This window comes from Amycolatopsis rifamycinica, from assembly GCF_000695625.1.
GTDB classification, from domain to species: domain Bacteria; phylum Actinomycetota; class Actinomycetes; order Mycobacteriales; family Pseudonocardiaceae; genus Amycolatopsis; species Amycolatopsis rifamycinica.
This window is the reverse complement of record NZ_JMQI01000011.1, coordinates 291,418-316,744: the sequence shown is the minus strand read 5'-3', so window position 1 is coordinate 316,744 and position 25,327 is coordinate 291,418. Positions and strand designations below refer to the sequence as shown.

28 protein-coding genes are annotated in these 25,327 nt (G+C 68.3%); 20 read left to right on the top strand and 8 right to left on the bottom strand.

The window, feature by feature from the left end; genetic code table 11:
* The first annotated feature begins 254 nt into the window (after positions 1–254).
* Positions 255–1,559, top strand: coding sequence for a bifunctional o-acetylhomoserine/o-acetylserine sulfhydrylase (locus DV20_RS06255; RefSeq protein WP_043777111.1), 1,305 nt, complete (start codon positions 255–257; stop codon positions 1,557–1,559).
* The gene (gene metX / locus DV20_RS06250; RefSeq protein ID WP_043777108.1) at positions 1,556–2,665 is read left to right on the top strand and encodes a homoserine O-acetyltransferase MetX; all 1,110 of its coding nucleotides are present in this window, start codon (positions 1,556–1,558) and stop codon (positions 2,663–2,665) included. Before DV20_RS06255 ends, metX begins: the two co-directional genes overlap by 4 nt.
* 57 nt (positions 2,666–2,722) lie before the next feature.
* Here the strand turns inward: metX and DV20_RS06245 are convergent, their stop codons facing one another.
* From DV20_RS06245 to DV20_RS06235, 3 genes are all read right to left on the bottom strand, one after another.
* Entirely contained in the window at positions 2,723–3,229 is a 507-nt protein-coding gene (locus DV20_RS06245) for a hypothetical protein (protein WP_013229665.1), read from the bottom strand.
* Between the two features lie 49 nt (positions 3,230–3,278).
* On the bottom strand, positions 3,279–3,866 hold the full coding sequence (locus tag DV20_RS06240; protein WP_043777105.1) for an SACE_7040 family transcriptional regulator: 588 nt from the start codon (positions 3,864–3,866) through the stop codon (positions 3,279–3,281).
* A gap of 68 nt (positions 3,867–3,934) precedes the next feature.
* Positions 3,935–4,399 carry a hypothetical protein gene (locus DV20_RS06235; protein WP_043777103.1) on the bottom strand — a complete coding sequence of 155 codons (465 nt, stop codon included), beginning with the start codon at positions 4,397–4,399 and terminating at the stop codon, positions 3,935–3,937.
* A 278-nt stretch (positions 4,400–4,677) separates the two neighbouring features.
* On the opposite strand from DV20_RS06235, the gene DV20_RS06230 reads away from it, so the two are divergent.
* The 4 genes from DV20_RS06230 to DV20_RS06215 all read left to right on the top strand — a co-directional run bounded on the left by DV20_RS06230 (position 4,678) and on the right by DV20_RS06215 (position 10,328).
* Complete coding sequence (locus DV20_RS06230) at positions 4,678–5,448, top strand: SGNH/GDSL hydrolase family protein (protein ID WP_043777101.1); 771 nt, start codon at positions 4,678–4,680, stop codon at positions 5,446–5,448.
* Between the two features lie 127 nt (positions 5,449–5,575).
* Positions 5,576–7,189, top strand: coding sequence for a carboxyl transferase domain-containing protein (locus DV20_RS06225; protein WP_043777097.1), 1,614 nt, complete (start codon positions 5,576–5,578; stop codon positions 7,187–7,189).
* Positions 7,190–7,191: 2 nt separating this feature from the next.
* Positions 7,192–9,177 (top strand): acetyl/propionyl/methylcrotonyl-CoA carboxylase subunit alpha, encoded by a 1,986-nt coding sequence (locus tag DV20_RS06220; RefSeq protein WP_043777096.1) that lies wholly within the window; start codon positions 7,192–7,194, stop codon positions 9,175–9,177.
* Complete coding sequence (locus DV20_RS06215; RefSeq protein WP_043777092.1) at positions 9,174–10,328, top strand: acyl-CoA dehydrogenase family protein; 1,155 nt, start codon at positions 9,174–9,176, stop codon at positions 10,326–10,328. Before DV20_RS06220 ends, DV20_RS06215 begins: the two co-directional genes overlap by 4 nt.
* A gap of 42 nt (positions 10,329–10,370) precedes the next feature.
* Here the strand turns inward: DV20_RS06215 and DV20_RS06210 are convergent, their stop codons facing one another.
* From DV20_RS06210 to DV20_RS06200, 3 genes are read right to left on the bottom strand one after another with little or no spacing between them, the layout of a single operon-like run.
* Positions 10,371–11,675, bottom strand: a complete 1,305-nt coding sequence (locus DV20_RS06210) for a hypothetical protein (RefSeq protein WP_043777089.1) — start codon at positions 11,673–11,675, stop codon at positions 10,371–10,373.
* Complete coding sequence (locus DV20_RS06205; protein ID WP_043777086.1) at positions 11,672–12,007, bottom strand: hypothetical protein; 336 nt, start codon at positions 12,005–12,007, stop codon at positions 11,672–11,674. Before DV20_RS06205 ends, DV20_RS06210 begins: the two co-directional genes overlap by 4 nt.
* A gap of 12 nt (positions 12,008–12,019) precedes the next feature.
* Complete coding sequence (locus DV20_RS06200) at positions 12,020–12,553, bottom strand: YbaB/EbfC family nucleoid-associated protein (RefSeq protein WP_235190718.1); 534 nt, start codon at positions 12,551–12,553, stop codon at positions 12,020–12,022.
* Between the two features lie 137 nt (positions 12,554–12,690).
* On the opposite strand from DV20_RS06200, the gene map reads away from it, so the two are divergent.
* From map to DV20_RS43695, 7 genes are all read left to right on the top strand, one after another.
* Positions 12,691–13,455 (top strand): type I methionyl aminopeptidase, encoded by a 765-nt coding sequence (gene map, locus DV20_RS06195; RefSeq protein WP_043777082.1) that lies wholly within the window; start codon positions 12,691–12,693, stop codon positions 13,453–13,455.
* Positions 13,456–13,464: 9 nt separating this feature from the next.
* Positions 13,465–13,977, top strand: coding sequence for a GNAT family N-acetyltransferase (locus DV20_RS06190; protein ID WP_043777080.1), 513 nt, complete (start codon positions 13,465–13,467; stop codon positions 13,975–13,977).
* A gap of 59 nt (positions 13,978–14,036) precedes the next feature.
* Positions 14,037–14,888, top strand: a complete 852-nt coding sequence (locus DV20_RS06185) for an SDR family oxidoreductase (RefSeq protein WP_043777077.1) — start codon at positions 14,037–14,039, stop codon at positions 14,886–14,888.
* A 101-nt stretch (positions 14,889–14,989) separates the two neighbouring features.
* Positions 14,990–16,045: an alpha/beta fold hydrolase gene (locus DV20_RS06180; RefSeq protein ID WP_043777075.1), complete on the top strand. Its 1,056-nt coding sequence runs from the start codon at positions 14,990–14,992 to the stop codon at positions 16,043–16,045.
* A 694-nt stretch (positions 16,046–16,739) separates the two neighbouring features.
* A complete protein-coding gene (locus DV20_RS06175; protein WP_043777073.1) occupies positions 16,740–17,252 on the top strand; it encodes a TIR domain-containing protein in 513 nt (170 codons plus the stop codon).
* Positions 17,249–18,109: a macro domain-containing protein gene (locus DV20_RS44720; RefSeq protein ID WP_152603637.1), complete on the top strand. Its 861-nt coding sequence runs from the start codon at positions 17,249–17,251 to the stop codon at positions 18,107–18,109. The genes DV20_RS06175 and DV20_RS44720 overlap by 4 nt, the downstream gene beginning before the upstream one ends.
* 2 nt (positions 18,110–18,111) lie before the next feature.
* Complete coding sequence (locus tag DV20_RS43695) at positions 18,112–18,552, top strand: HIT family protein (protein WP_084093338.1); 441 nt, start codon at positions 18,112–18,114, stop codon at positions 18,550–18,552.
* Here the strand turns inward: DV20_RS43695 and DV20_RS06170 are convergent.
* Both DV20_RS06170 and DV20_RS06165 read right to left on the bottom strand, forming a co-directional pair.
* The gene (locus DV20_RS06170) at positions 18,549–19,019 is read right to left on the bottom strand and encodes an NUDIX hydrolase (RefSeq protein WP_043777071.1); all 471 of its coding nucleotides are present in this window, start codon (positions 19,017–19,019) and stop codon (positions 18,549–18,551) included. The two genes, DV20_RS43695 and DV20_RS06170, sit on opposite strands and share 4 nt — an antisense overlap.
* A gap of 9 nt (positions 19,020–19,028) precedes the next feature.
* Positions 19,029–19,772 carry a DUF5919 domain-containing protein gene (locus tag DV20_RS06165; protein WP_043777068.1) on the bottom strand — a complete coding sequence of 248 codons (744 nt, stop codon included), beginning with the start codon at positions 19,770–19,772 and terminating at the stop codon, positions 19,029–19,031.
* 237 nt (positions 19,773–20,009) lie between these two features.
* Here DV20_RS06165 and DV20_RS43690 point away from each other — a divergent pair, with 237 nt between their 5' ends.
* The 7 genes from DV20_RS43690 (at position 20,010) to DV20_RS06135 (ending at position 25,314) form a co-directional block, all read left to right on the top strand.
* Complete coding sequence (locus DV20_RS43690; protein WP_084093337.1) at positions 20,010–20,234, top strand: hypothetical protein; 225 nt, start codon at positions 20,010–20,012, stop codon at positions 20,232–20,234.
* A gap of 22 nt (positions 20,235–20,256) precedes the next feature.
* A complete protein-coding gene (locus DV20_RS06160) occupies positions 20,257–20,703 on the top strand; it encodes a hypothetical protein (RefSeq protein WP_043777067.1) in 447 nt (148 codons plus the stop codon).
* 246 nt (positions 20,704–20,949) lie between these two features.
* The gene (locus DV20_RS06155) at positions 20,950–21,216 is read left to right on the top strand and encodes a hypothetical protein (protein WP_043777064.1); all 267 of its coding nucleotides are present in this window, start codon (positions 20,950–20,952) and stop codon (positions 21,214–21,216) included.
* Entirely contained in the window at positions 21,203–21,448 is a 246-nt protein-coding gene (locus DV20_RS06150; RefSeq protein ID WP_235190721.1) for an AMED_5909 family protein, read from the top strand. The genes DV20_RS06155 and DV20_RS06150 overlap by 14 nt, the downstream gene beginning before the upstream one ends.
* Positions 21,449–21,782: 334 nt before the next feature.
* Positions 21,783–23,336 (top strand): FtsK/SpoIIIE domain-containing protein, encoded by a 1,554-nt coding sequence (locus DV20_RS06145; RefSeq protein WP_043777060.1) that lies wholly within the window; start codon positions 21,783–21,785, stop codon positions 23,334–23,336.
* Positions 23,333–23,719 (top strand): hypothetical protein, encoded by a 387-nt coding sequence (locus tag DV20_RS06140; RefSeq protein ID WP_043777058.1) that lies wholly within the window; start codon positions 23,333–23,335, stop codon positions 23,717–23,719. The genes DV20_RS06145 and DV20_RS06140 overlap by 4 nt, the downstream gene beginning before the upstream one ends.
* Entirely contained in the window at positions 23,719–25,314 is a 1,596-nt protein-coding gene (locus DV20_RS06135; protein WP_043777056.1) for a replication initiator, read from the top strand. Before DV20_RS06140 ends, DV20_RS06135 begins: the two co-directional genes overlap by 1 nt.
* Positions 25,315–25,327 lie beyond the last annotated feature (13 nt).

The window sequence follows — 25,327 nt, the reverse complement described above, 5'->3', positions numbered from 1 at the left end:
ACGAGCACTTCGCCGGTATCGGACGCCGTCCCGCGGCGGGGTGAGCGGCGGGACGGCCCTCGTGCGGTCGGTTCCCGCCCAGTGGAACAGCTCCGGTCCGTGAATCTCCCTTGCCGAATACCTCGGACACGGAGAGATTCGCCGGGCAAGGCAACGGGACTCCCAGGACGTGGGAAAGGTTGGGTAGGCCGTTCGGCGCAAGTAGCTTCGTCCTGGCAGCCCCCCACGAACCCGTTGAACCCAAGGAGAAACCGATGGCCGAGACTTCGGCGTGGTCCTTCGAGACCAAGCAGATCCACGCGGGCGCCGCCCCGGATCCGGCCACCGGGGCGCGGGCGACACCGATCTACCAGACGACGTCGTACGTCTTCCGCGACAGCCAGCACGGCGCCGACCTGTTCAGCCTCGCCGAGCCGGGCAACATCTACACGCGGATCATGAACCCGACCCAGGACGTGCTGGAGCAGCGGCTCGCCGCGCTCGAAGGCGGCGTCGCGGCGCTGGCGTTCGCGTCCGGCTCGGCCGCGACCACGGCGGCGATCCTGAACCTCGCCGGCGCCGGCGACCACTTCGTCTCGAGCCCGTCGCTCTACGGCGGCACCTACAACCTCTTCCACTACACGCTGCCGAAGCTCGGCGTCGAGGTCACGTTCATCGAGGACCAGGACGACCTGGAGCAGTGGCGCGCCGCCGTCCGGCCGAACACCAAGCTCTTCTTCGCCGAGACGCTCGCCAACCCGGGCAGCAACGTCCTCGACATCCGGGGCGTCGCGGACGTCGCGCACGAGGCCGGCGTCCCGCTCGTCGTCGACAACACGGTGCCGACGCCGTACCTGCTGCGCCCGATCGAGCACGGCGCCGACGTCGTCGTGCACTCCGCGACGAAGTACCTCGGCGGCCACGGGACGACGGTGGCCGGCGTGCTGGTCGACGGCGGCACGTTCGACTTCGGCAAGGACCCGGCGAAGTTCCCGGGCTTCAACGAGCCGGACCCGAGCTACCACGGCCTCAAGTACTGGGAGGCGCTCGGCCCGGGCGCGTACGCGGCGAAGGCGCGTGTGCAGATCCTGCGCGACACCGGTGCGGCGATCGCGCCGCTGAACAGCTTCCTGATCCTCCAGGGCATCGAGACGCTGTCGCTGCGCCTCGAGCGGCACGTCTCGAACGCGCAGGCGCTGGCCGAGTGGCTGGAGCAGCGCGACGAGGTCGAGCAGGTCTACTACGCCGGCCTGCCGTCGAGCCGGCACTACGCCAACGCGCAGAAGTACCTGCCCCGCGGGGCCGGCGCGGTCCTGTCGTTCGACCTGCGCGGCGGCGTCGAGGCCGGCCGGAAGTTCGTCGACGGCACCGAGCTGCACAGCCAGCTGGTGAACATCGGCGACGTCCGCAGCCTGATCGTGCACCCGGCGTCGACCACGCACAGCCAGCTGACGCCCGAGGAGCAGCTCTCCAGCGGCGTCACGCCCGGACTGGTCCGGCTCGCCGTCGGGCTGGAGGGCATCGAGGACCTCAAGGCCGACCTCGAGGCCGGATTCCGGGCGGCCAAGGCGGAACTGTGACCGTCACCGGCGCCTGGCGGATCGGTGATCCGCCGGGCCGCCGGGAGTTCGTCACCGGCCCCGGCGCGCTGGCGCTGGAGGCCGGTGGCGTGCTACCCGCCTTCACGCTCGCGTACGAGACGTGGGGGACGTTGAACACCGACGCGTCCAACGCGATCCTCGTCGAGCACGCGCTGACCGGGGACAGCCACGCGGCCGGGCCCGCGGAACCGGGGCACCCGAACGCGGGTTGGTGGGACGGGCTGATCGGGCCGGGAAAGGCCGTGGACACGAACGAGTACTTCGTCGTCGCCCCGAACGTGCTGGGCGGCTGCCAGGGCTCGACCGGGCCGTCGTCGCCCGCGCCCGACGGGCGGCCGTGGGGCAGCCGGTTCCCGGTGTTGACGGTCCGGGATCAGGTGGCCGCGGAGGCGGTACTGGCCGACCACCTCGGCATCGACCGCTGGGCGGCCGTCGTCGGCGGCTCGATGGGCGGGATGCGCGCGCTGGAGTGGGCGGTGACGCTGCCCGCGCGGGTGGCGTCGGTGCTGGTGCTGGCGTCGACCGCGCGGGCGTCGGCCGAGCAGATCGCCTGGGCGGCCCCGCAGCTGCACGCGATCCGCGGCGACCCGTTCTTCCACGGCGGCGACTACTACTCGGCCGGGGACGGGCCGGTCCACGGCCTCGGCATCGCCCGCCGGATCGCGCACGTCACCTACCGCAGCGAGCCGGAGCTGGCCCAGCGGTTCGGCCGGTCCCCGCAGGACGGCGAAGATCCCCTGTGCGGCGGCCGGTTCGCCGTCGAGTCCTATTTGGACCACCACGCGGCCAAGCTGGCCCGCCGCTTCGACGCGAACAGCTACCTGGTGCTGACGGAGTCGATGAACACCCACGACGTCGGCCGCGACCGCGGCGGCGTGGCGGCGGCGCTGGGCCGGGTAACGGCCCGTGCGCTGATCGCCGGCGTCGACAGCGACCGGCTCTACCCGCTGTACCAGTCGGCGGAGATCGCGGCCGGCATCCCGGGCGCGCCGGAGCCGTCGGTGGTGTCGTCGCCCTACGGGCACGATTCGTTCCTCATCGAGACCGGCCAGATCGCGGCCCTGGTGAAGCAGCTGCTCGGCTGAGTTTTCTCACGGGCCGGTGGGTGGGGGCGCGCAGCCCGGCGCGCCGCGGGCTCCCACCTAGTCCGAGACGGCTTCGGAGATCCAGGGGGCCACCGGCAGGTCGCGGTCCAGGCACTCCACCGACAGCCGGATGGTCCAGCGCAGGGCCTGCAGGACGAGGCTGTCGACCTCGTCCGGGGCCGCGTTGGCGAGCGCGATCTCGACCTGCTCCTGCGCGGCTTCGGTGTTGCCGTGCACTTCCGCCAGCAACGTCCGGACCGCGGTGCGCACCGGCGGGTCGGCCTGGTCGATCGAGACCTCTTCGCCGTCCTCGTCGAACACCTGGACCTTCACCGGGGCGCTGCCCCCGTCGCCGAGGGTGGAGACCATCGCGCTGCACTCGCCGAAGAGCAGCAGCATCAGGGCCTTCGTCTCGTCCGCGCGGGCCTGCGGCTCGGCGGCCGAGGGGGCGACCTCGCCCAGCGCTTCGGCGTCGTCACCGAGGCTCAGCGCGGTCAACGCGCGCTGAGCCTTCTCGACGAGCCGGCGCTCCTGCTCGCTCCAATCCGGGTCCACGTGCCCCATCAAACACCACGACGGCGGTCAGCGGGATACCTTGATCCGCCGACGGGCGTCAGGCCGCGCGAAGGGCACCCAGCGCGAGCCGGCAGAGCAGTTCCGCGAGCTCATCGTCACCGAGATGGCGGTTGTACGGTGTCGAGTTGATCAATCCGAACACGGCGTGTGCCGCCGACCGCGCCTGCCGTTCACCCAGGTCCGGGACGGCTTCGCGGATCACGCGCACCCACACTTCGACGTACTGGCGCTGGAGCGCGCGCACCTGCTTGCGGTCGGCGTCGGTGAGGTTGGCGAGGTTGCGCTCCTGAACGGTGATCAAGGCCGGGTGCGCGAGCGCGAAGTCGACGTGGAACCGCACGAGGCCGGTCAGCGTGTCGTCGGGTTCACCCGGCCGGGCCGCCCGCGCCGTGCCGCCGTCGAGCAGGTAGCGGCTGATCGAGTTCAGCATCTCGCCCAGGATCGCGTCCTTGCTGCGGAAGTGCCGGTAGAGCGCGGGGCCGGAGATGCCCACCGCGGCCCCGATGTCGTCGATGCCGACGCCGTGGAAGCCGTGGTGGGCGAACAGCTCGGCGGCCGCGGACAGGATCTGTTCGCGCCTGCTCGCCTTCTCGCCGTTCACGAGAGGGGTGGGGTTGGCCGGCATCCGGTCAGTTTAGAGCGGCAGGTTAGCGAGCGCTAACGTCCCGCCCGGGCCGGTGCCGGCCGGGCCGGTCACACGAACGGCGACACGCCCAGACCCACACCCTTGGCGGTGCCCGCCGAGTCCACCGAGCTGCTTTGGGTGAGGGTCTGCCCGAAGCACACCGACCACGAGTTGGCCCCGACTCCCGAGGACGCGCAGGACCAGAAGCCCAATTTGGTGCTCGAGGAGGTGTAGAGGTCCATGGACGCGTCCACGGAGAACAGCGCGGACCGGTTGTTGCGCACGATGACCGCCCCCTGCACGGCGCCCCCGCCCGCCGATCTGATCGCGCAGACCTGGGCGACCACGCTGGTGGCGATCGTCTTGGAGCCGGCGCAGTGCCACGTGGCCGAGCTGGAGGTGATCGGGTTGGTGTTGCCGTAGGCGCGCCACGTGCCGGTCGCCGCGGCCGCGGGGCTCGCGGTGGCCACGCCCAGGCCGAGACCGGCGGCGATGACGGTCAACCCGGCGAGGGTCCTTCGCGCGAACGTCATGGTGTTCCCCTTCCGTCGGGCCCCGGTCGTCTCCCGGGGCTTCCCGGGGGTACTGGCCTGGCACCGGCCCGCGGTTGAGCCGGAACGCCCGGTTCACCCGAACGTCGGCTGACCCGGCACCGAGGTTTCACACTTCCGGTGTGGGCCGAGTGGGTACCTACCGGTAACAAGGGTTTCCTTGGCAGGCTTTCACCTGCTGTCCTATTCGGGTCGGCCCTGTCACAAAGGAGTGACCCATGGCTGTTCCCACCCGTAATTTCCGGCGATCCCTCCTACGGTTGAGTACGGCCCTGGGGGCCGTTGTCCTTGCCACTCTCGGCGTCACGGGCCTCGCCCACGCCGCCGGGACCGTCTACGCCGCGCTCGGCGACTCCTACTCCTCCGGGGTCGGGGCCGGCAGCTACGGCAGCTCGGGGAGCTGTTACCGCAGTTCCAAGGCCTACCCGCAGCTGTGGGCCAACGCCCACAGTGGAACCTCGTTCACGTTCCTGGCCTGCTCCGGGGCCCGCACCGGGGACGTGATCAACCAGGCGAACTCGCTCCCCTCGTCGGCCACGCTCGTCACGGTGACCGTCGGCGGGAACGACGCCGGCTTCAGCGACGTGATCCAGACCTGCACCCTGGGCAGTGATTCCGACTGCGTGAACCGGGTCAACACGGCGAAGACGTACGTCAACAACACGCTGCCGCCGCTGCTGACCAACACCTACAACGCGATCAAGGCCAAGGCGCCGGGCGCGAAGCTCGTCGTCCTGTCCTACCCGCGCTTCTACACCGTGCCCGGCTCCTGCTGGGTGGGGCTGAGCGACACCGAGCGCACGGCGATCAACTCCGGCGCCGACGCGCTGGCGTCGGTGATCCAGTCGCGGGCGGGCTCGGCGGGCGCGACGTTCGTCGACGTCCGGCCGTCGTTCGTCGGGCACAACATCTGCTCGTCGGCCGATGACTACCTGCACAGCCTGACCTGGCCGGTGATCGAGTCCTACCACCCGACCGTGGCCGGGCAGTCGGGCGGCTACTACGCCCCGCTGCGGGCGGCGATCGGCTGATCGGGCCCGTGGAGGCCACCCCGGCCCGCCGGGGTGGCCTTTTCGCGCGTTCCGGCGACTGGACACCCACGTTAGCGGTCGCTAACATCGGAGCGGAGGTTAACGCCTGCTAACTTCGAGGGAGCCCATGGACACGCCGGTACTGGGGACGACCGCTCCCCCGGACAGCGAGGCCTACGCCCGCAACGCCACCTCACACGCGGAGCTGGTGGAAGACCTCCGCAAACGGCTGGCGGCCGCCCGGCTCGGCGGGCCGGAGAAGGCCCGCACGCGCCACGTCGAACGCGGCAAGCTGCTGCCGCGCGACCGCGTCGACACGCTGCTGGACCCGGGTTCGCCGTTCCTCGAGCTCTCCCCGCTGGCGGCGAACGGGCTCTACGACGACGAAGCGCCGTCGGCGGGCATAATCACCGGCGTCGGGCGGGTCTCCGGCCGGGAATGCGTGGTCGTCGCCAACGACGCCACCGTCAAGGGCGGCACGTACTACCCGATGACGGTGAAGAAACACCTGCGCGCCCAGGAGGTCGCGCTCCACAACAACCTGCCGTGCGTCTACCTGGTGGACTCCGGCGGCGCGTTCCTGCCCAGGCAGGACGAGGTCTTCCCGGATCGTGAACACTTCGGCCGGATCTTCTACAACCAGGCGACGATGTCCGCACGCGGCATCCCGCAGATCGCCGCCGTGCTCGGCTCCTGCACCGCCGGCGGCGCGTACGTCCCGGCGATGAGCGACGAGGCCGTGATCGTCCGCAACCAGGGCACGATCTTCCTCGGCGGCCCGCCGCTGGTGAAGGCCGCGACCGGCGAGGTCGTGACGGCCGAGGAGCTCGGCGGCGGCGACGTCCACGCCCGCCAGTCCGGCGTCACCGACCACCTCGCCGACGACGACGCGCACGCGCTGCGGATCGTCCGCTCGATCGTCTCGACGCTCGGCCCGCGCGCGCCGCGGCCGTGGGACGTCCAGCCGACCGAAGCACCCGCCGTCGACCCCGCCGAGCTGTACGGCGTCGTGCCGACCGATCCGCGCGTGCCCTACGACGTGCGCGAGGTGATCGCCCGGATCGTCGACGGCAGCCGGTTCGGCGAGTTCAAGAAGGAGTACGGCGCCACGCTGGTCACCGGGTTCGCCCGGATCCACGGCCACCCGGTCGGCATCATCGCGAACAACGGCGTGCTCTTCGCCGAGTCGGCGATGAAGGGCGCGCACTTCATCGAGCTGTGCGACAAGCGCTCGATCCCGCTGCTGTTCCTGCAGAACATCACCGGCTTCATGGTCGGGCGCGCGTACGAGGCGGGCGGCATCGCCAAGCACGGCGCGAAGATGGTCACCGCGGTGGCCTGCGCGCGGGTGCCGAAGCTGACCGTCGTCATCGGTGGCTCGTTCGGTGCCGGAAACTACTCGATGTGCGGCCGGGCGTACTCGCCGCGGTTCCTGTGGATGTGGCCGAACGCGCGGATCTCGGTGATGGGCGGCGAGCAGGCGGCCTCGGTGCTGTCGACCGTCCGCCGGGACTCGATCGAGGCGCGCGGCGGCGAATGGTCCGCGGAGGACGAAGAGGCGTTCAAGGACCCGATCCGTGAGCAGTACGAAGCTCAGGGCAGCCCGTACTACTCGACCGCGCGGCTGTGGGACGACGGCGTCATCGACCCGGCGGACACCCGCACCGTGCTCGGCCTCGCCCTCTCGGCCGCGGCCAACGCACCCCTTTCCGATGTCAGCTACGGCGTCTTCCGGATGTGATGATGTTCGACTCAGTGTTGGTCGCGAACCGGGGCGAGATCGCGGTCCGGGTCATCCGCACGCTGCGGGCCCTCGGCATCCGCGCGGTCGCCGTGTACAGCGACGCGGACGCCGACGCGCGGCACGTCCGCGAGGCGCAGACGGCGGTGCGCATCGGTCCGGCGGAAGCTTCGAAGAGCTACCTCTCGATCTCGGCCATCGTGGACGCCGCCGTGTCGTCGGGGGCGCAGGCCGTGCACCCGGGTTACGGCTTCCTCGCGGAGAACGCCGAGTTCGCGCGCGCCTGCGAGGCCGCCGGGCTCGTCTTCATCGGCCCGCCGGTGGCGGCGATCGACGCCATGGGCGACAAGATCCGCGCCAAGGCGACGGTGTCGGAAGCCGGTGTCCCGGTGGTGCCCGGCGCGTCCGATGTGGACATTCCGGAAGGCGGCTTCGCGGAGGCCGCCGCTCGCGTGGGGTATCCGCTGCTGCTCAAGCCGTCCGCCGGCGGTGGCGGCAAGGGCATGCGGCTGGTGCGCGGTCCCGAGGAGCTGGACGCGGCGATCGAGTCGGCGCGGCGGGAGGCGAAGGGGTCCTTCGGCGACGACACGCTGCTGCTCGAGCGGTTCGTCACGACCCCGCGGCACATCGAGATCCAGGTGCTGGCCGACACGCACGGCCACGTCATCCACCTCGGCGAGCGCGAGTGCAGCCTGCAGCGGCGGCACCAGAAGATCATCGAGGAAGCGCCGTCGGTGCTGCTCGACGAAGCGACCCGCGAGAAAATGGGCTCGGCCGCGGTCGAGGCCGCGCGCTCGGTCGGCTACGTCGGCGCCGGCACCGTCGAGTTCATCATGTCGGCCCACGACCCGGACGAGTTCTTCTTCATGGAGATGAACACCCGGCTGCAGGTCGAGCACCCGGTCACCGAGCTGGTCACCGGCCTCGACCTGGTCGAGTGGCAGGTCCGGGTGGCGGCCGGGGAACACCTCACCGTCAAGCAGGAGGACGTCGTCTTCACCGGCCACGCCGTCGAAGCCCGCGTGTACGCCGAGGACCCGGCCCGCGGCTTCATCCCGACCGGCGGCACGGTGCTCGCGGTGCACGAGCCGGACGGCGACGGCGTCCGCGTCGACTCGTGGATGACGCCGGGCGCGGTGGTCGGCTCGAACTACGACCCGATGCTGGCCAAGGTCATCGCCTGGGGCCCCGACCGCGCGGCGGCGCTGCACCGGCTCGACCTGGCGCTGGCCGACACGGCGTTGCTGGGCATCGGCACGAACACGGCGTTCCTCCGCGGGCTGCTCGCCGACGCCGACGTCCGCGCCGGCCGCCTCGACACCGAGCTGGTCGACCGGCGGCTGGCCGAACTGGTCTCCTCGGACGTGCCCGCGGAGTTCTTCGTCGCGGCCGCCTTGGACCGGTTCCTCCAGCTGCAGCCGTCCGGTCCCGTGGTGGACCCGTGGGACGTGCCGGACGGCTGGCGGATGGGTGGGTCCGGCGGGGTGACGTTCCGGCTGAAGTCCGGCGCCGCCCGCGCGGTGGTCCGGGTGCAGGGCACGCCCGCGGCCGCCACGGTGTTCGTCGACGACGCCGAGCCGGTCCACGTGTCGGCTCGGCGTGACGGCGACGTCCTGGAGATCCGGCACGCGGGCGGGTTCCACCGCTACCGGCAGGCCTGCGGTCCCGACCGGACGGTCTGGCTGGCCCGCGACGGGCTCGGCTTCCCGTTCGGGGAGCAGGAGTTCGTGCTGGCCTCGCGCGGCGAAGCCGCCGGCGCCGGCCCGGTCACCAGCCCGATGCCGGGCACCGTGCTCGTGGTCAAGGTCGCCGCCGGTGACGTCGTGAAGGCCGGGACGCCGTTGCTGGTCGTCGAAGCGATGAAGATGGAGCACACGGTCACCGCGCCGATCGACGGCGTGGTCAGCGAACTCCCCGTCCGGGCCGGCCAACAGGTCGCGCTGGACGAAACCCTTGCCGTCGTTACGCCCCAAGAGGAGCAGCAGTGATCGACTTCCGCCTGGACGAGGAGTACGAGTCCCTCCGCAAGACGGTCGAGGACTTCGCGCGCGCCGAAGTCGCGCCGGTGATCGCCGAGCTGTACGAGAAGGAAGAGTTCCCGTACGCGATCGTCGCGAAGATGGGCGAGATGGGCCTGTTCGGCCTGCCGTTCCCCGAGGAGTTCGGCGGCATGGGCGGCGACTACTTCGCGCTGTGCCTGGCGCTGGAGGAGCTGGCGCGGGTCGATTCGTCGGTCGCGATCACGCTGGAGGCCGGCGTTTCCCTCGGCGCCATGCCGATCTACCGCTTCGGCTCCCAGGCGCAGAAGGAGAAGTGGCTGCCCGACCTGTGCGCGGGGACCGCGCTGGGCGGCTTCGGCCTGACCGAGCCGGGCGGCGGCTCGGACGCCGGCGCGACGCGCACGCGCGCCTCCTTGGACGGCGACGAGTGGATCGTCAACGGCAGCAAGGCGTTCATCACGAACTCGGGCACGGACATCACCCGGTTCGTCACGGCCACCGCGGTCACCGACGTGATGGAGAACGGCCGCAAGGAGATCTCGGCGATCCTCATCCCGTCCGGCACACCGGGCTTCGAGGTGGCGCCGAAGTACTCCAAGGTCGGCTGGAACTGCTCGGACACGCACGAGCTGTCCTTTTCGGACGTCCACGTGCCCGCGGAGAACCTGGTCGGCGTCCGCGGGCGCGGGTACGCGCAGTTTCTGTCCATTCTGGACGAAGGGCGCGTCGCGATCGCGGCGCTGTCGGTCGGTCTCGCGCAGGGCTGCGTGGACGAGTGCCTGAAGTACGTCAAGGACCGGGTGGCGTTCGGCAAGCGGATCGGCGAGTACCAGGCGATCCAGTTCAAGATCGCGGACATGGAGGTCCGCACCCACACGGCCCGCCTGGCCTACTACCAGGCGGCGTCGAAGATGCTGCGCGGCGAGCCGTTCAAGAAGGAGGCGTCGATCGCGAAGCTGGTGGCGTCCAACGCGGCCATGGACAACGCGCGCGACGCCACGCAGATCTTCGGCGGCTACGGGTTCATGAACGAGTTCCCGGTCAGCCGTTTCTACCGCGACGCGAAGATCCTGGAGATCGGCGAGGGGACGAGCGAGGTCCAGAAAATGCTGATCTCCCGCCACCTCGGCGTCGCCTGACCCACCACGAGGGGCACCTCCGGCGGAGGTGCCCCTCGGTGGTCAGTGCGGCTGTTGCTGTTGTTGCTGCTGCTTCTTGTCTTCCTCGGCCCACGCGGCTTCCGCCTGCATCTGGATGTCGGTGAGCCCGCGGTCGACCTGCACGATGTCCTTGCCGCCCCAGCCGACGAAGTTCTTCGAGCTCTTGGCGTCGGAGAGCGCCTTCAGCATCGGGTAGTACTCGGGGTGGTTCTTCTTGATCCAGTCGTCGGCGAACTTCATCTTCTGGTAGCTGTCGCCGAACTTGGTCTTCAGCCAGTCCTCGTGCTTCTTGATCATCGGGAAGTCGTGGTCGCTCAGGTGCGACTGCGGCGACGGCGGCTTCGGCGCGGGCGGCGGGTCCGCGGGCTTGGGGAACGGCCGCGAGAAGTTCGGGACGGTGCCGTCACCCGGGGGCCGGGTGCTCGGCGTGGCGCCACCCGCCCCGGGCCGGTCGTGGGTGATCGCGGTGCCCGGCGGCGGGGGCAGCGGCCGTGAGAAGTTGGGCACGGTGTTCCCGTTCCCGCCCGGGCGCGGCACCGGCGTCAGCTCGTGGCCCGCGTTCGACGCGCCCGGCTTCGGCTTGACCAGCTTCGACAGGTGGGTGAGCCGGGCCAGGGTGCGCCCGGCGTAGGCGACGACCTTGGCGAGCTTGGCCGCCATCGCCGCGACCTGGATCGAGACCTGGACGACGATCTTGCTCACGCCGACGGCGATCGAGGCGCCGAAGGTGAACGCGGCCATCGCCAGTGCGATCAGCATCGTGGAGATGATGTCGCCGAGGATCGTCGTGATAATGTCCCGCAGCAGCGTGCGGACCGCGGCGATCAGCGCCCCGGTGGTCTCGACCATGTAGCCGGCGACGTCGGACGCCTTCGCGTTCGCGTCGATCCAGCCCTTCCGGTCGTCGATCGACTTCTTGAAGCTGTCGTAGCCCTTGCCCTGCCACTGGGTGATCGTCGACTTGAGCGTCTCGTCGAGTTCGGTGCCGGTGTTGCGCAGCGACTCGCCGATCTTGTGCAGCTCGTTGGCGACCTTCGTGACCTCGGACGGGTTGCCCGCGACCTGGTCCAGCGGCCACTTCAGGAAAGAGACGTGCTCGATCAGCCAGCCCAGGCCCGCCGCGATCAGCTTCGACAGCGGGTCCATGACGAACGCGACGGTGTCGAGCGCGGCGCTGATGACGTTGATGCCCAGCTCCACGCTGACGGCCGCCAGGTCGCCGCCGTGTTCGGTCTGGACCTTGCCGATCGAGTCGCCGACCTGCTTCCAGCTGTCGAAGACGCCGGCCCCGGTCGTCGAGTTCGATGCCGTGATGGGAACGGTCACTTGCCCAGCTCCGTCTCGAAGGTGCTCAACCCCTGCGCCGTGTCGGCGTCGTGGGTCGCGTACGTTTCGGCCGCCTTCTTCACGTCGGCCGCGGACTTGCCGATGTCGCCGGCGAGCTTGCCGATCTCGCCGGTGATCACCGCCATCGTGATCCGCGAGGGCACGGCGAGCACCTGCGCGAGCAGGATGCCGAACGCGGCGTTGTCGAACCCGTTGGCGGCCTGCATCCGGTTCGCGGCGTCCTGCACCGCCGGTTGCGTGGTGCCCGACAGGAACTGGCTGAACTTCTGCAGCTCGGCCGGATCGACCGAGAACCCTGCTCCGGAAACCACGGTTTTCCCTTCCTACCAGGGGTTGCTTTCGCCGTCGTCCTCGTCGGGCGCGGGCCGGGGACGGCGTCGCGGCTGACCGGGCTGCGGCGGCCGGTTCTGCGGGGGCGACGGTGGCCGCGGCGGGCGATCCTCGGCCTCCTGCTCCGGCATGAAGACCTCGCTCTTGCCCGCGGGCGCCGCGTCGTCCTCCGGGGGTTCCGGCAGGAACTCGTCGAGCAGTTCGCGGGCGGCGGAGTTCTCGCCCACCATGCCGCTGAACGCGTCGGCGACCTCGGCCGAGACCTTCTGCTGCGCCCGGCCGACCAGCTGCATCACCAGACCGGCCAGGGCCTGTGGGGGGCGCTCGTACGCACGGGGGCCGAACCGGAGGTCCTGCAGCACCCCGCTCGGGCCGAGCGTCACCGAGACCGCGCCGTCCGGGGACTGCACGCTGGCGGTGGCGGATCGGAGTCGTTCCTGCGCTGCGGCGGCCTTGGCCCGGATTTCCTCGAGTTCAACGGTGAACGCGGCCAACGGGTCGCCGCCGGACGGCACTGACTGGGTCAATTTGTCCTCGTCGCCAAAGAGGTTGTGAACGAAGGAAGTCAATCAGTGCTCGTTGAACTCCGGATGACGCCGACAGAGCCACCGGCTTAACGCGGCCGCCACTGGACAGCGATAACTATACCGGTATAGTTATCGCCATGGTCGAGATCAAAACGGAGTCCGAGCTGGCGATGATGCGCGAAGCCGGCCGGGTGGTGGCGAACACGCTGCACGCGGTCAAGGAGGCCGCCGCGATCGGCGTCTCCCTGTGGGAGCTGGACGAAGTCGCCGCCCACGTCATCAGCGACGCCGGCGCGAAGCCGTCGTTCCTGCACTACCAGCCGCGGTCCGCGCCCACGCCCTACCCGAACGTCCTCTGCGCCAGCGTCAACGACGTCGTCGTGCACGGCATCCCCACCGCCTACCGCATCCAGGACGGCGACCTGGTCAGCATCGACTGCGGCGCGATCCTCGACGGCTGGAACGGCGACGCCGCGATCAGCTTCGTCGTCGGCGACGCCGACCCGGCCGACCTCGCGCTCATCGAGGCCACCGAGCGGGCCCTGGCCGCCGGGATCGCCGCCGCCCAGCCGGGTGCGAAGCTCGGCGACATCTCCTGTGCGATCGGCACCGCCGGCCGCGCGCACGGCCACGGCATGCTCGACGACCACGGCGGGCACGGCATCGGCCGCGCGATGCACGAGGACCCGCACCTGCCGAACGAAGGCCGCGCCGGCCGCGGGATGCGGCTCAAGCCCGGTCTCGCGCTGGCCATCGAGCCGATGCTCACCCGGGGTGGCGACGCCTACCGGTACGCCCCGGACGGCTGGTCGATCCGCACCGCCGACGGCAGCCGGGCCGCGCACGTCGAGCACACCATCGCGATCACCGAAGACGGCCCGCGCGTGCTCACCGTGCGGTAGACAGGGGACATGGACAACACGGTCATCCGATCGGGTGATTCTGGGGATACGGACACGTTGCTGCGGTTCTTCGACGAAGCCGTCGAATGGCTGGTCGCCCGCGGCAGCGCGAAGCAGTGGGGGACCGAGCCGTGGAGCCGGGTCCCGAAGCGCGTCGAGCGGGTCAAGGGCATGGCGGCGGACCCGGGTCTGCGCATCGCGGTGGTCGACGGCGAGGCCGCGGGCGCGCTGATCGTCTCGGAGGAGCGCGACGAGCACGTGCCTGCGGTCGACGAGCGTGAGCTGTACATCCGGCTGCTCATCACGTCGCGGCGGTTCACCGGCCGGCGCGTGGGCGGGCGGCTCATCGAGTACGCGCTCGACGAGGCCCGGCGGCGCGGCATCGACCTGGTCCGCGTCGACTGCTGGGCCGGCGGCGACGGCGAGCTGCAGCGCTACTACGAGAGCCACGGCTTCAAGCCGACGGTCCGGTTCGACGTCGGCGAGTGGGCCGGGCAGGTGCTGGAGCAACGCGTGGGGTAGCGCGACGCGGTGGTACGGGCGACACTGTTGACGCGGTGCCAACAGACGAAGGAGTCGCCATGGCCGAGGAACTCGCGGGCAAGGTCGTCGTCATCACCGGCGGCGGGCAGGGGATCGGCGCGGCGACCGCGTCGGCGCTGTCCCGGCTGGGCGCGAAGGTGGTGATCGGCGACCTCGACCAAGTGCGGGCCGAGAAGACCGCCGCGGAACTGGGCGCCGACGCGCTGCCGCTCGACGTCACCGACATCCGCGGGTTCACGGAATTCCTCGACGAGGTCGAACGCCGGCACGGCCGGATCGACGTGCTGATCAACAACGCCGGCATCATGCCGCTCGGCGACCTCGACACCGAGAGCGACGCGACGACCCGGCGTCAGCTGGAAATCAACCTGCACGCCGTCATCCACGGCACGCGCGAGGCGGTGCGGCGGATGCGGCCGCACCGCAGCGGGCACATCATCAACATCGCCTCCTTCGCGGGCAAAGCGGGCTTTCCCGGCGCGGCGACGTACTGCGCCACCAAGCACGCCGTCGTCGGCTTGTCCGAGGCGGTGCACCTGGAACTGCACGGCAGCGGCGTGCACGTCTCGTGCGTGATGCCGGGCGTCGTGCGGACGGAACTCGCGAGCGGCTTGGGCGAGGCGAAGCTGTTCAAGTCCGTGCGGCCGGAGGATGTGGCCGACGCCATCGTGTCGACCCTGCGCAAACCTCGTTTCGACGTTTTCGTGCCCCGCTCGCTGGGCGCTATGGGCAAGCTCACGCGGTTGCTGCCCCGGCGGGCGGGCGAGACGCTCGCGCGGGCGCTGAAAGCGGACCGGCTTTTGGCTTCGGCGGCCCATTCCCCGGCCCGTGCGGCGTACGAAGCGCGGGCCGCGGAGAGCGGGCCCGGGGTAACTCGGACGGACCAGTGACCGTCCGAAATGGACGTGCTCGCGGGTGAGCTGGTGTTGAGTCCGCCCGCCCGGCCCGGCAAGATTGCCTCCGGACCGGCTTTTTGGGAGGCTCGAGAACCATGGTTTCACCACCCGCGCGGCTGGCCGCCGCGGCGTCGAACGTGGTCGGCAAGGTGCTGCACGGCGGCGTCGCCGACCTGCGGCCGATGCCGCGGGTGCTGATCGACCAGGGCCCCAACCGCTCGCTGTACCGGATGACGCACCGCGGCGGGGCGGTGTCCGGGCCGCCCATCCTGCTGGTGCCGCCACTGGCCGCGCCGGCCATCTGCTTCGACCTGCGCCGCGGCTGCAGCCTCATCGAGCACCTGATCGACGGCGGCCGCAACACCTACCTCGTCGACTACGGCATGGTGGCGTTCTCCGACCGGCGGCTGGGCATCGAGCACTGGATCGACGAGGTGCTGCCGCGCGCGATCCGGCGCGTGAGCGCGGACGCCGGCGGCCAGGACGTGCACTTGGTGTCGTGGTCGCTGGGCGGCATCTTCTCGCTGCTGGTGAACGCCGACCAGCCGGACCTCCCGATCGCGTCGATCACGGCGATCGGCTCGCCGGTCGACTTCACGGCCATCCCGATCGTGGCGCCGTTCCGCCCGCTGGTCGACCTCACGAACGGCCACCTGCTGACCCCCATCTACCGCGTGTTCGGCGGCGCACCGTCCTATTTGGTCAGCCGCGTCTTCCGCGCGACGGGCATCAGCAAGGAGATCACCAAGCCCCTGGCCATCCTGTCCCACCTCGACGACCGTGATTACCTGGCCCAGATCGAGGCGGTCGACCACTTCATGAGCAACATGTACGCATACCCGGGCCGCACGTTCGGCCAGCTGTACCACCGCCTGTTCCGCACGAACGACCTGGCGGAGGGCAAGGTGGACCTCAACGGCCGCATCATTTCCCTGTCCTCGGTCCGCGTGCCGACCCTGGTGGTGGCGGGCGAGAACGACACGATCGCGCCTCGGCCATCGGTCGAGCGCGTGGTACAGCTGCTGGACAAGGCACCGGAGGTCCGCTTCAAGACCGCGCCGGGTGGGCATTTGGGCGTCCTGACCGGGCGAAAGGCCCGTGGGACCACTTGGCGGTACTTGGACGAGTTCCTGGACGACCAGCTGTCCTGAGCGCGTTGAAGGCCACCCCGAGGTCGGGGTGGCCTTCAGCGTGTCACTTCAGCTCGGCGCTCGTCTTGCCGAGGATCCGGCGAGCGACGATCAACTGCTGAATCTGCTGCGTCCCCTCAAAAATGTCCAGAATTTCTCAGCCGGTTTTCCTTGACCTGGTGATCTTGGGCGAAGACGGCCTCTGAGCTGCGCTGATGCGTCTCGTTAGTTCTCGTCGTCTGTCGCTGCTCCCTGGCCTCTGACGGCCTGGAGACGGCCTGGCGGACCAGCCACACCTACCCCTGCATCCCGATACGAAGCCAGCACGCGGCCGGTGGTGCCGGGTCAAGACATGCTTCACCGTCTTGACGCGGTGCTACCGGCCGTTGTCACGATCAGGCGTCGGGATGGAGGTCCCCCACGACGGTACGTAACGGAGATCGAGTCACGAACGACCCGTATGGCACAGCCGCTCGCAGAGGAGGCCAACGTTGGCTCTGGGTACCCGTGTGCCGCCGCCGCGCGGCGCTGCGCCAGGTGACCCGCTGGCGGCCGCACCGCCCGGCCGGCGGGCGAAGCGGAGCGGCAGCCCGCCGTGTCGGAAGCGGATGCGGCCGCCCAGGCGAGGGGCTGCGTAGGCGACAGGCGCGCCGCCACCGGCGGCGCGCCCTTGATCCCATAGAGCCAAGTTCGGCAGCTGTCAACGGAGGAAATAGTGAGCTATCGCAATAAGACTTACGTGGCTTTCGCGAGTGAAGATATTCATCTGTACAGGATGATGGAAGTCTGGCGAGACAACGATAACATTGACTTTTCCTTCTACGACTCACATGACTTGTATGTCGCCAGGGACACGAGTTCGCGTGAGCAGATCAAGCGCAGGCTTTACGAACGAATCTCTAACACTGCCAAGCAAGTGGTCCTGATCGGTACGGCTGATGCGCGACGTAAAGGCGGTGACGGCGACTCATTCCTTGCGTACGAGGTGGCGACAGTAATCAAGCTGGGGCTGCCCGTGGTCATTGCAAACAAGGGCGGGAGTCGTTCGATAGAGAGGTCCCTGATTCCGCAGCCATTCTTGGATGCCGACTACTACACACTCTCCACATCTTTTCAGCCTTATACGATCAAGTTTGCGTTGGACAATTACGCGGAGAAGTTTGCGAGTTCGGATAAGAGTGGCCCGCATTTCTACGGCGATGATGTTTACGCAAGGAATGGTTTATGATCACTAGGCTTCGGAGTGATCTGAAGACTCGCAGGTTCTGGCTCGGCCTGTTCGTAAAGATCTTCGCGGGAGTCGGCTTCCAGGCGGTCATCCTTGGCCTTTATGACGTCATCAGGCCAAATGACATATCTAAGGTCGGCGGCCTCGTCTCGGCAATCGTGCTAATCTTGGCTATCGGTTACGGGGTGGTTAGATCGTGGCCTAGGCTGATTCGTCAATCGTACGCGTCCCCTGCTACCGAGATTCGCCTGGTTGTGGGAGACCTATTTGATCGATCGGAAAGCCTTGTTATAGGTATGAATGACACCTTTGACACAGCAGTGCCGCACGTAATCGCTAGAAGTAGTATTCAGGGCCAGTTTTTGGAGCGTGTCTACAATAATGATTGCGCTGAACTTGACCAGGATCTCCAGCGGGCGTTAGCGGAGGTCTCCCCGGTTGGGTCAATCGATAAGCCGGGGAAGCAGAAAGTTTACCAAATCGGCACGATTGCGGCGATTCGAAGCAAACGCAAATACTACTACTGCGTTGCTTACTCGTCAATGAATGCGAGAAATCAAGCTCAGGCTGATATAGAAGGTCTTTGGACGAGCCTATCCAATCTGTGGAATGAGGTTCGGGCTGTCGGGAACGACGACCCGGTCGCTATGCCGATTATCGGCGGTGGTCAGTCTAGGATCTCTCAAATATTGCCAGCGCAGGACTCATTACGGTTTATTGCGCTCTCGTTCATCCTTGCCTCAAGGCGGACTAAGGTCTGCAGTAGGCTCGACATTGTATTGCGCGATGAAGATGTGGAAAAGATTGACATGCTTGAATTTCAAAGGTTCCTGACTGCGCTCAATGCGGGCAGATAGCCGTGACTAATATCGATGTTCCCGTATGGGACCCTTGTCCATTCTGTCAATATCTGTCCGGCGAGCGAGAGTACTCAATACTCTGGAGAGATGAAAGAGTCGCCATTCTTGTTACGCGGGAGCAGAGGGGCAAGTCGCACGTTTTGGTGATACCCACTGCGCACAAGGAAACTGTCTTGGCCCTGACTGACGAGGAAAGCGCGCGTCTAATGGTAGCCGTCCGACAGGTGGCAAAGGCGATTGTTGAATCTTCGAACTCGACTGCGATCTCGATCTGGCAAAACAACGGCTTGCTGGCAGATCAAAAGGTGCCTCATGTGCATTTCCATGTAGCTGGCGCTCTAGATGGTGGCGGGACGCGAAGAGGTGAAGTACGCGAACTTTCGGTAGCCGATACTGAGAAGATAAAAGAGGTACTGCTAGATTTCTTCAGTATTGACTAGGTCCAAATTACTCGGCGTTCTTCACTGAGACCATCTTCTATTCTCCTGATAATAGACGGATGAATTTGAACCTCGAAGCGCTTCGATGCGGGAAGCCAAAGGACTTCCTTGCTCTCTGTACTCGTACGCAGATGGCCTCCAGATGGATTAGCTCGAAAGCAGATGGAAAATTCCTGGCGGACTTCGCCATCGTCGTATGCGATGACGTGCTTGGGGTCTGAGTACAAGCCGATCACGTCAGTGACCGCACACTCGATGCCGGTTTCTTCCCGGACCTCTCGGACTGCGGCCTCGGCTAGGGTCTCGCCCAGCTCCAGCTGTCCACCCGGGATCGAGTATAGGTCGTTGTCCGTGCGCCGGATCATCAAGATCCGGCCTTCGTCGTCTTGGATGAACGCTGAGACCGCTACCGCGATGCTGTTGGCTTTGGGCGCGTTCGGGTCGTTGTAGTAGTCGACTCGGGTCATGCTGCCTCCCTAGAAGGTGGCTGGCTTGGCAAGCTTCCAGACTGACTCGAAGCTCTCCGAGTAGGTCTCGAAGAGGTCTCCGGCGGAAAGTCGCCGCAGGTGGAGGGATGGAGCGTGGGCTCCCTGGAACCCGTACACGTGCGTGTTGATGATCATCTCGTCGTCGAACCGGAAAATCGAGTTGTAAAGCGTCGTGTTGTGGAACCGCATCTCGACTCCGTCGACGCCGATTAGCGGACGGTAGAACGCCAGCGCGTTGCGGATGCGCGCCGCGAGCGTCCCGTCGCCCAACTGCTCTTCCTCACCGCGCAGCGCGACGCTGTCTCCCTCGGGATCTCCGAACGTGAGCCGGATCTTCGCACCGGCCGCTGCCTTGGCTGTCAGGTCCTTAATGAACCGCGGGCGTTCCACCAGGAACAACGCCGCATGTACCAGGATCTCGACGGTCTCCGATGCGTCCTTGATCAGCCGGTCCCACAGCTCGACGGGGACGGCGTTGCGGTGCGGGAAGACCTGCACAAGCTCGGCAGCGGCCGTCTCGGCCTTGCGCTCCGGGGCCACGGAGTCTGGCCACAGGTAGGTCTCTGACTCGCGCGCCATGGCGGCGATCTTGTGCCGGTGCTTGGGGTAGGGCGTCCGGTTCTTGGTAATCCAGCGCTCGACGGTCTTCTGATCGACGCCGACGGCCTTGGCGACCTGCTCCAGCGTCAGGCCGTTGCGCAGTAGCGCGTCACGCAGGCGTTCGTTCGGCATCGGCACCCCTTGGGACGTGTAGGGACGTCTTCGACGGTACCAGGGACGTCCCAAGATGTCCTGCCACGTGGTGATCACGTCCCGCCTTTTGGCGGAGTCTGGGTGTCAGGTTGCCGGGGCAGGCCCGGTGACCAGGACACCGAGGAGGTAGGCGTGATCATTCCAACCGCCGTCCGGCCGGCTGGCTTGGACAAGCGGGCGGTACCTCGCCGACGTGCGGCGTAGGCGCGGCGTGGCATGCGCGACACGGTTCAGATCCACGTCACGGCTGATCTGCCGATTCGTGTCCGGGCACTGACGTACGCAAACCGCGCGGAAGTCCGGTTCGGCAAGGCGTTCCCGGTGGTCCTGCTCGTGGACTCCAACGCTATCGCCGTACTGCGGAGGGAACTGGACGAGGTGAGCGCGGCACTGGACGCCGCAGCGGCACGAGGCGGAGAACCGCCCGAAGTAACCAACTAACGGACGACACAAGGGATTCAGCATGGCTATCGACAGAGGACACCGGTTCGGGATCGACTTCGATGACGCGTTTCCGCAGGGCTTGGTGATGGTGGGCGAGGTGTCGCCGGACAACGAGTACCAGTCGCGTGAGGACCGGGCTGCCAATCGTCCGGTGCGGCAGCGGGTCGACGAGATCACGGGTAAGCGGCAGTGGAAGGTGATGGTCACCGACCCGGCCGAGACCCGCGCGAAGCGGGCCTCGTTCGAGATCACGCTTCTGGCGGATGTGCAGCCCGTGCCGACGACGTCGGAGGCGTTGCCCGGGATGCGGCCGATCGAGCTGGACGGCCTGACGGCGGAACCGCGTGTGGCCGGGCAGGGCGAGTTCAAGTACCAGTCCTACGTGTTCCGCGCGACCGGCTTCAAGCAGGCCGCGAGCAAGGCGTCTCGGTCCGGTGGGACCAGTGAGACGGCGAAGGCGGCGTGACAGGGATGGGCTTCCGCGAGCGGGTCGAGGCGTGGGAGCAGGCGTATCGGGACTACATGGCCGCGTGGGAGCACGGCCGTGCGGTGCTGTCGCCGATCGCGGCAACCAACACGGCGAATGCTGCGCGGCGGGTGTCGCGGGCGTGGCACGAGCTGGCGCAGGTGCGTGGGTTGCCGTGGTGGTGTGTGGCGGCGTTGGAGTCGGCGGCCGAGGGGTTCGCCGACCTGGCCCGGGAGTGGGAATCGCATGACGGCAACGTGGGACGGGCTGGGGCTGCGCTGGACGGTGGGCGCGGGTACCGAGGTGACGGTGGAGGAGACCGGGACGGGCGCGTCGCATCCGCCGGTTCTGGTGCTGACGGGTGGGCTGTGCGTGGTGACGCTGGTGCCGCCGGAGGACCAGGCCGCGTGGACGGGATGCGCGGTGTTCCTTCGCCGGCTCCGCGACCACGCCGAGGACCTGGCGGCGTTGCTGGAAGCCCGCGCGGGGAGGCGTGATCGTGCGCAAGGGTGATCCAAGGACGCTGCGCGAGGCGCACGAGGTCGTGATGGACCGCCGGCCGCCGAAGGATGCGAACCCGTCGGTGTGGCTGGCGTTCCGTCTCGGCAACGCGCGGCTGTACAAGGCGGTCGCGGACGTCGACCGGGGTCATCACCACGAGGCGTTGTACTGGGCTGGATACGAGGAGCGGAAGGCGGGTGAGATCTCGGCGAACCTTCAGGCGGAAGGGACGCCTGCTGATTAGTCGCATGTAGACGACCGAAAAGTCGACAGTATCAGCGAAAACGCACGTTATTACGTGCGGCGGTGAAGCGCGTCCTGATTTGGGTGTGTGTGATCCGTTAAGGCGCAGAAGCGGTGCCTGGCTACCAACCTTGCCGCTCCTGCGCTGTCCACAACCAGCGGAAGTGAACAATGACAACGCTAAACGACGACAACCGGCGAGCGTCAACGGGGGTCACCCGAACGCGCTGCGCCTCCTGCAAACGATTCGCCAAACTCCTGCCCGGCGAGACCCAGTGTGCCCCGTGCTTGGGGATGCTGCCGTTGGACCTCGACGTGAAGCGGGGTGGTCGGTGATGTCTCCCGGCTTCGCGGTAGTGGCCCTGGCTGGGCTGGGGCTCGGTGTGTGGGTGCTGCACAAGATCGGCCGTGCCCTGGCCTCGATTCTGGAAGCTTTGGCTGCGGCGGCCGTGGTGTTCGTGGCGCTGTGGTGGCTGTGCAAGGCGGTCGTGTGGATGCTCGCGCAGGTTGTGACGCGCTGGCGGACCAGCCTCGCCGTCGTCGCGGTCTACGCCTGGTGCGCGCTGGTCGGCTGGCTGTCGCTGGCGGTCACCTTGGGCAGCGTCGCGGTCATCTTGGCGATGTGGTGGGTGTTCGACGCGGTCTCGTTCGATCAGTGGTGCTGGCGGTTCCTGCGCTCGTGGTGGGCGCGGTGGGCGGTTTACGGGCGGAAGCTGCCGGAGTGGCTGCACGCGTGCGGTCTGTCGGTGCGGGATGAGGCGCTGCCGGTGGTGGTGAACGTGAACCTCGTCGGCCGTCGACGAGCACTGTCCCGCTCGACCTCGACCCGCTCCGGCACCCGGATGCCCAAGGTGCTCGGCGTCCGGTCGGGTGCGTCGTGGGATGAGGTGCGGGTGGAGCTGGTGGCCGGGCAGAAGCCGGAGGACTTCGACGAGGCCGCCCGGGCTCTGGCGGTCGCGCGGAAGGTCGCTCGCTGTCAGGTCCGCGAGCTGGCCCCTAACGTCGTGTCGATCGACTTCCAGCGCCGTGACCTGCTCAGCGGCGGCGTGGCTGGTCCGCAGGTCCCGGAGACCGTCGACCGGACCAGCGTGGACCTGCGCAACGTCTGGGCCGGGCGGACCGAGTACGGGCGTGACTGGCGAGTGCCGCTGCTCGGGTCCGGTGCGCACTGCCTGACCGCCGGTGCGTCGGGTGCGGGCAAGAACTCGGTGATGTGGTGCCCGCTGGTGGCGGCTGCTCCGGTGATCCGGGCTGGGGTGGTGCGCATGTCCGGCATCGACCCGAAGGGCATGGAACTGGCCTACGGGCGCGGCATCTTCGCCCGGTATGCGGTCGGTGGGAAGGACGCGGTCGGGCTGCTTGATGGCCTGGTGGAGGAGATGGAATCCCGCAAGCGCGCGTTCGCCGGGCGGCTGCGGACGATTCCGGTGTCGACGGAGTACCCGTTGGAGTTGCTGGAGTTCGACGAGATCGGCGCGCTGACCAAGTACACCGACCGCAAGACCCGTGAGGCCATTGTGGAGCGCGTTGCCCTGCTCACGACACAGGGGCGGGCGCTGGGCATCTCGGTCCGTGGCTACGTCCAGGAGCCCACCAAGGACACCGTGCCGGTTAGAGAGCTGTTCACGCGTCGCGTGTGCCTTCGCGTGACCTCGAAGACGCACGTCGGGATGGTCCTCGGTGACGGCGCGTACGAGCGGGGGGCGTGGGCGAACCGGATCGGTGACTCGGAGGCGGGCGTGGGCTACGTGTGGGGCGAAGGCATCCGCGAACCCCTGCGCATCCGCGCCGGATGGGTCTCCGACTCCACGGTCAAGGCGCTGGAGGCGTACGTGACCAACGGGGGTGTCGCGGATCTGCGACACGGCGGCGAGGAGGTGGCCGCGTGAACCAGCTCATGATCTTCCTCGACGCCATCCGCGATCACCTCGACTCCCACCAGCTGCCGCCGGCCGCGTCGGTGGATGTCAACGTCTGGTCCAGCCCGATCACGGTCCAGCTCGACGTCGACGGCCTGCCGGAGGTGTCGCGGGCGTTGCTGGTGTGGAGCCAGACGCTCGAGGACGTCTCGGCTCGGCTGTGGCGGCTCGTCGACGGAAGGTGGGTGCACCTGTCGATTACTGGCCGAACGCCGTGCGGTATTCCGGTCCTGGTGTTCGGCGTGGTCCGGTTCGAGCCGAGCACGTTCCCCGACCTCCCGGCTGGAGCGAAGCAGGACATGCCGGTTTACCCGCTGCGTGGCTGGTCGACGCCGGGGGAGGTGGCGGCTTGATGACCGAGACACGCGCTGAACGGATGCGGGCGCCGCTGGCTGCTGACGTGATCCGGGCGACGGCGGAGAAGCACGGTGTCTGCGTTCGCCCGTTCACGATGGAGGTTGGCGACACCACGACCGGCGAACTCCGTTACGTCCCGGTCCCGTGCGGATCTACCGTCGAGTCGGTGTGCCTGCCGTGCGCTCGGAAGGCAAAGGCGCTTCGGCAGGCCCAGTGTCGCGAGGGCTGGCACCTGACCGAAGAGCCCACCCTCACCGCCGAGCCGCCCTCGGAGGACCACAAGGAGCTGCTGACTTACCGCGCTGACCTGGTAGCGGCGTATCAGGAGGTGGTCGAGCACGACCCGGCCGAAGCCGAAGAACTGCGGGAGGAGATCGCCGGGGTCGACGCGGAACTTCGGCAACTCGGAATGCGGGGCCGGCTGCCCGCCCTCGACCCGCCGACCAAACGGGCAGTGAAGCGGTCGACCAAGCGGCGGCAGGATGCGCCGAACCTGCCTCGCCGGAAGGTCGCGAAGACGACGGTCGGGCGGGAGTTCGCGGGGAGGTTCCGGCCGTCGATGTTCGTGACGCTGACCTGCGACACCTACGGGCCGGTCCGTGGTGACGGCTCGCCGGTCGACCCGAGTCGATATGACTACCGGCGGGCGGCTCGGGATGCGGTGCATTTCTCGGCGCTGGTGGATCGGTGGTGGCAGAACCTGCGCCGGGTTGTCGGCTGGGACGCGCAGTACTTCGCCACGGTCGAGCCGCAGCGTCGGGCCGCTCCCCATCTGCATACCGCGATCCGGGGTTCGGTGCCGCACGACGTGATCCGGCAGGTCACCGAAGCGACCTATCACCAGGTCTGGTGGCCGGCGCATGACGAGATCGTTTACGTCGACCGGTTCCCGGTCTGGGGCGGCCCGGATACCGGCTTTGTCGACCCGAAGACGCGCGAGCCGCTGATTAGGTGGGACGACGCGGTGGAGGCGGTCGAGGTCCCGGCGCACGTCGTAACGTTCGGACGGCAGGTGCACTCGAAGGGCGTCCTCGGCGGCACTGAGGAGGCCGGCCGTCACATTGGCTACCTGACCAAGTACCTCACGAAGTCGACCGGTGAGGTGGTCGAGGCGGACAGCGCGGCCCAGGCCGATCACCACGACCGGTTGCATGCCGAGTTGTCGGTCACGCCGTGTTCGCCGCGCTGTGCGGTCTGGCTGCTTTACGGGATTCAGCCCAAGGGCGTCACGGGCAAGACCACGCCGGGGCACTGCAAGGGCCGGGCCCACCGCCGGACCACGCTCGGGCTGCCCGGCCGTCGTGTCCTGGTCTCCCGGAAGTGGTCGGGCAAGACGCTCGTCGACCACAAAGCCGACCGGCGGGCCTTCGTGCTCCAGGCGCTCGCTGCGGTCGGAATCGAGAAGCCGGAAGCCGACCGGGCACAGCAGGTCTGGCGCAAGGTCGAGCCCGGAGACCCGCAGGTCCCGCCTCGGCCGCACCTGATCATGCGCGCCATCGCGGAGCGGATCACGTGGAAGGCCGAGTACGACCGGGCGCTACTGGCAGCGGAGAGACCTCCAGAAACTTCGGCAACTGGACTCGCGGCCTGATCAAAGGGGGAGC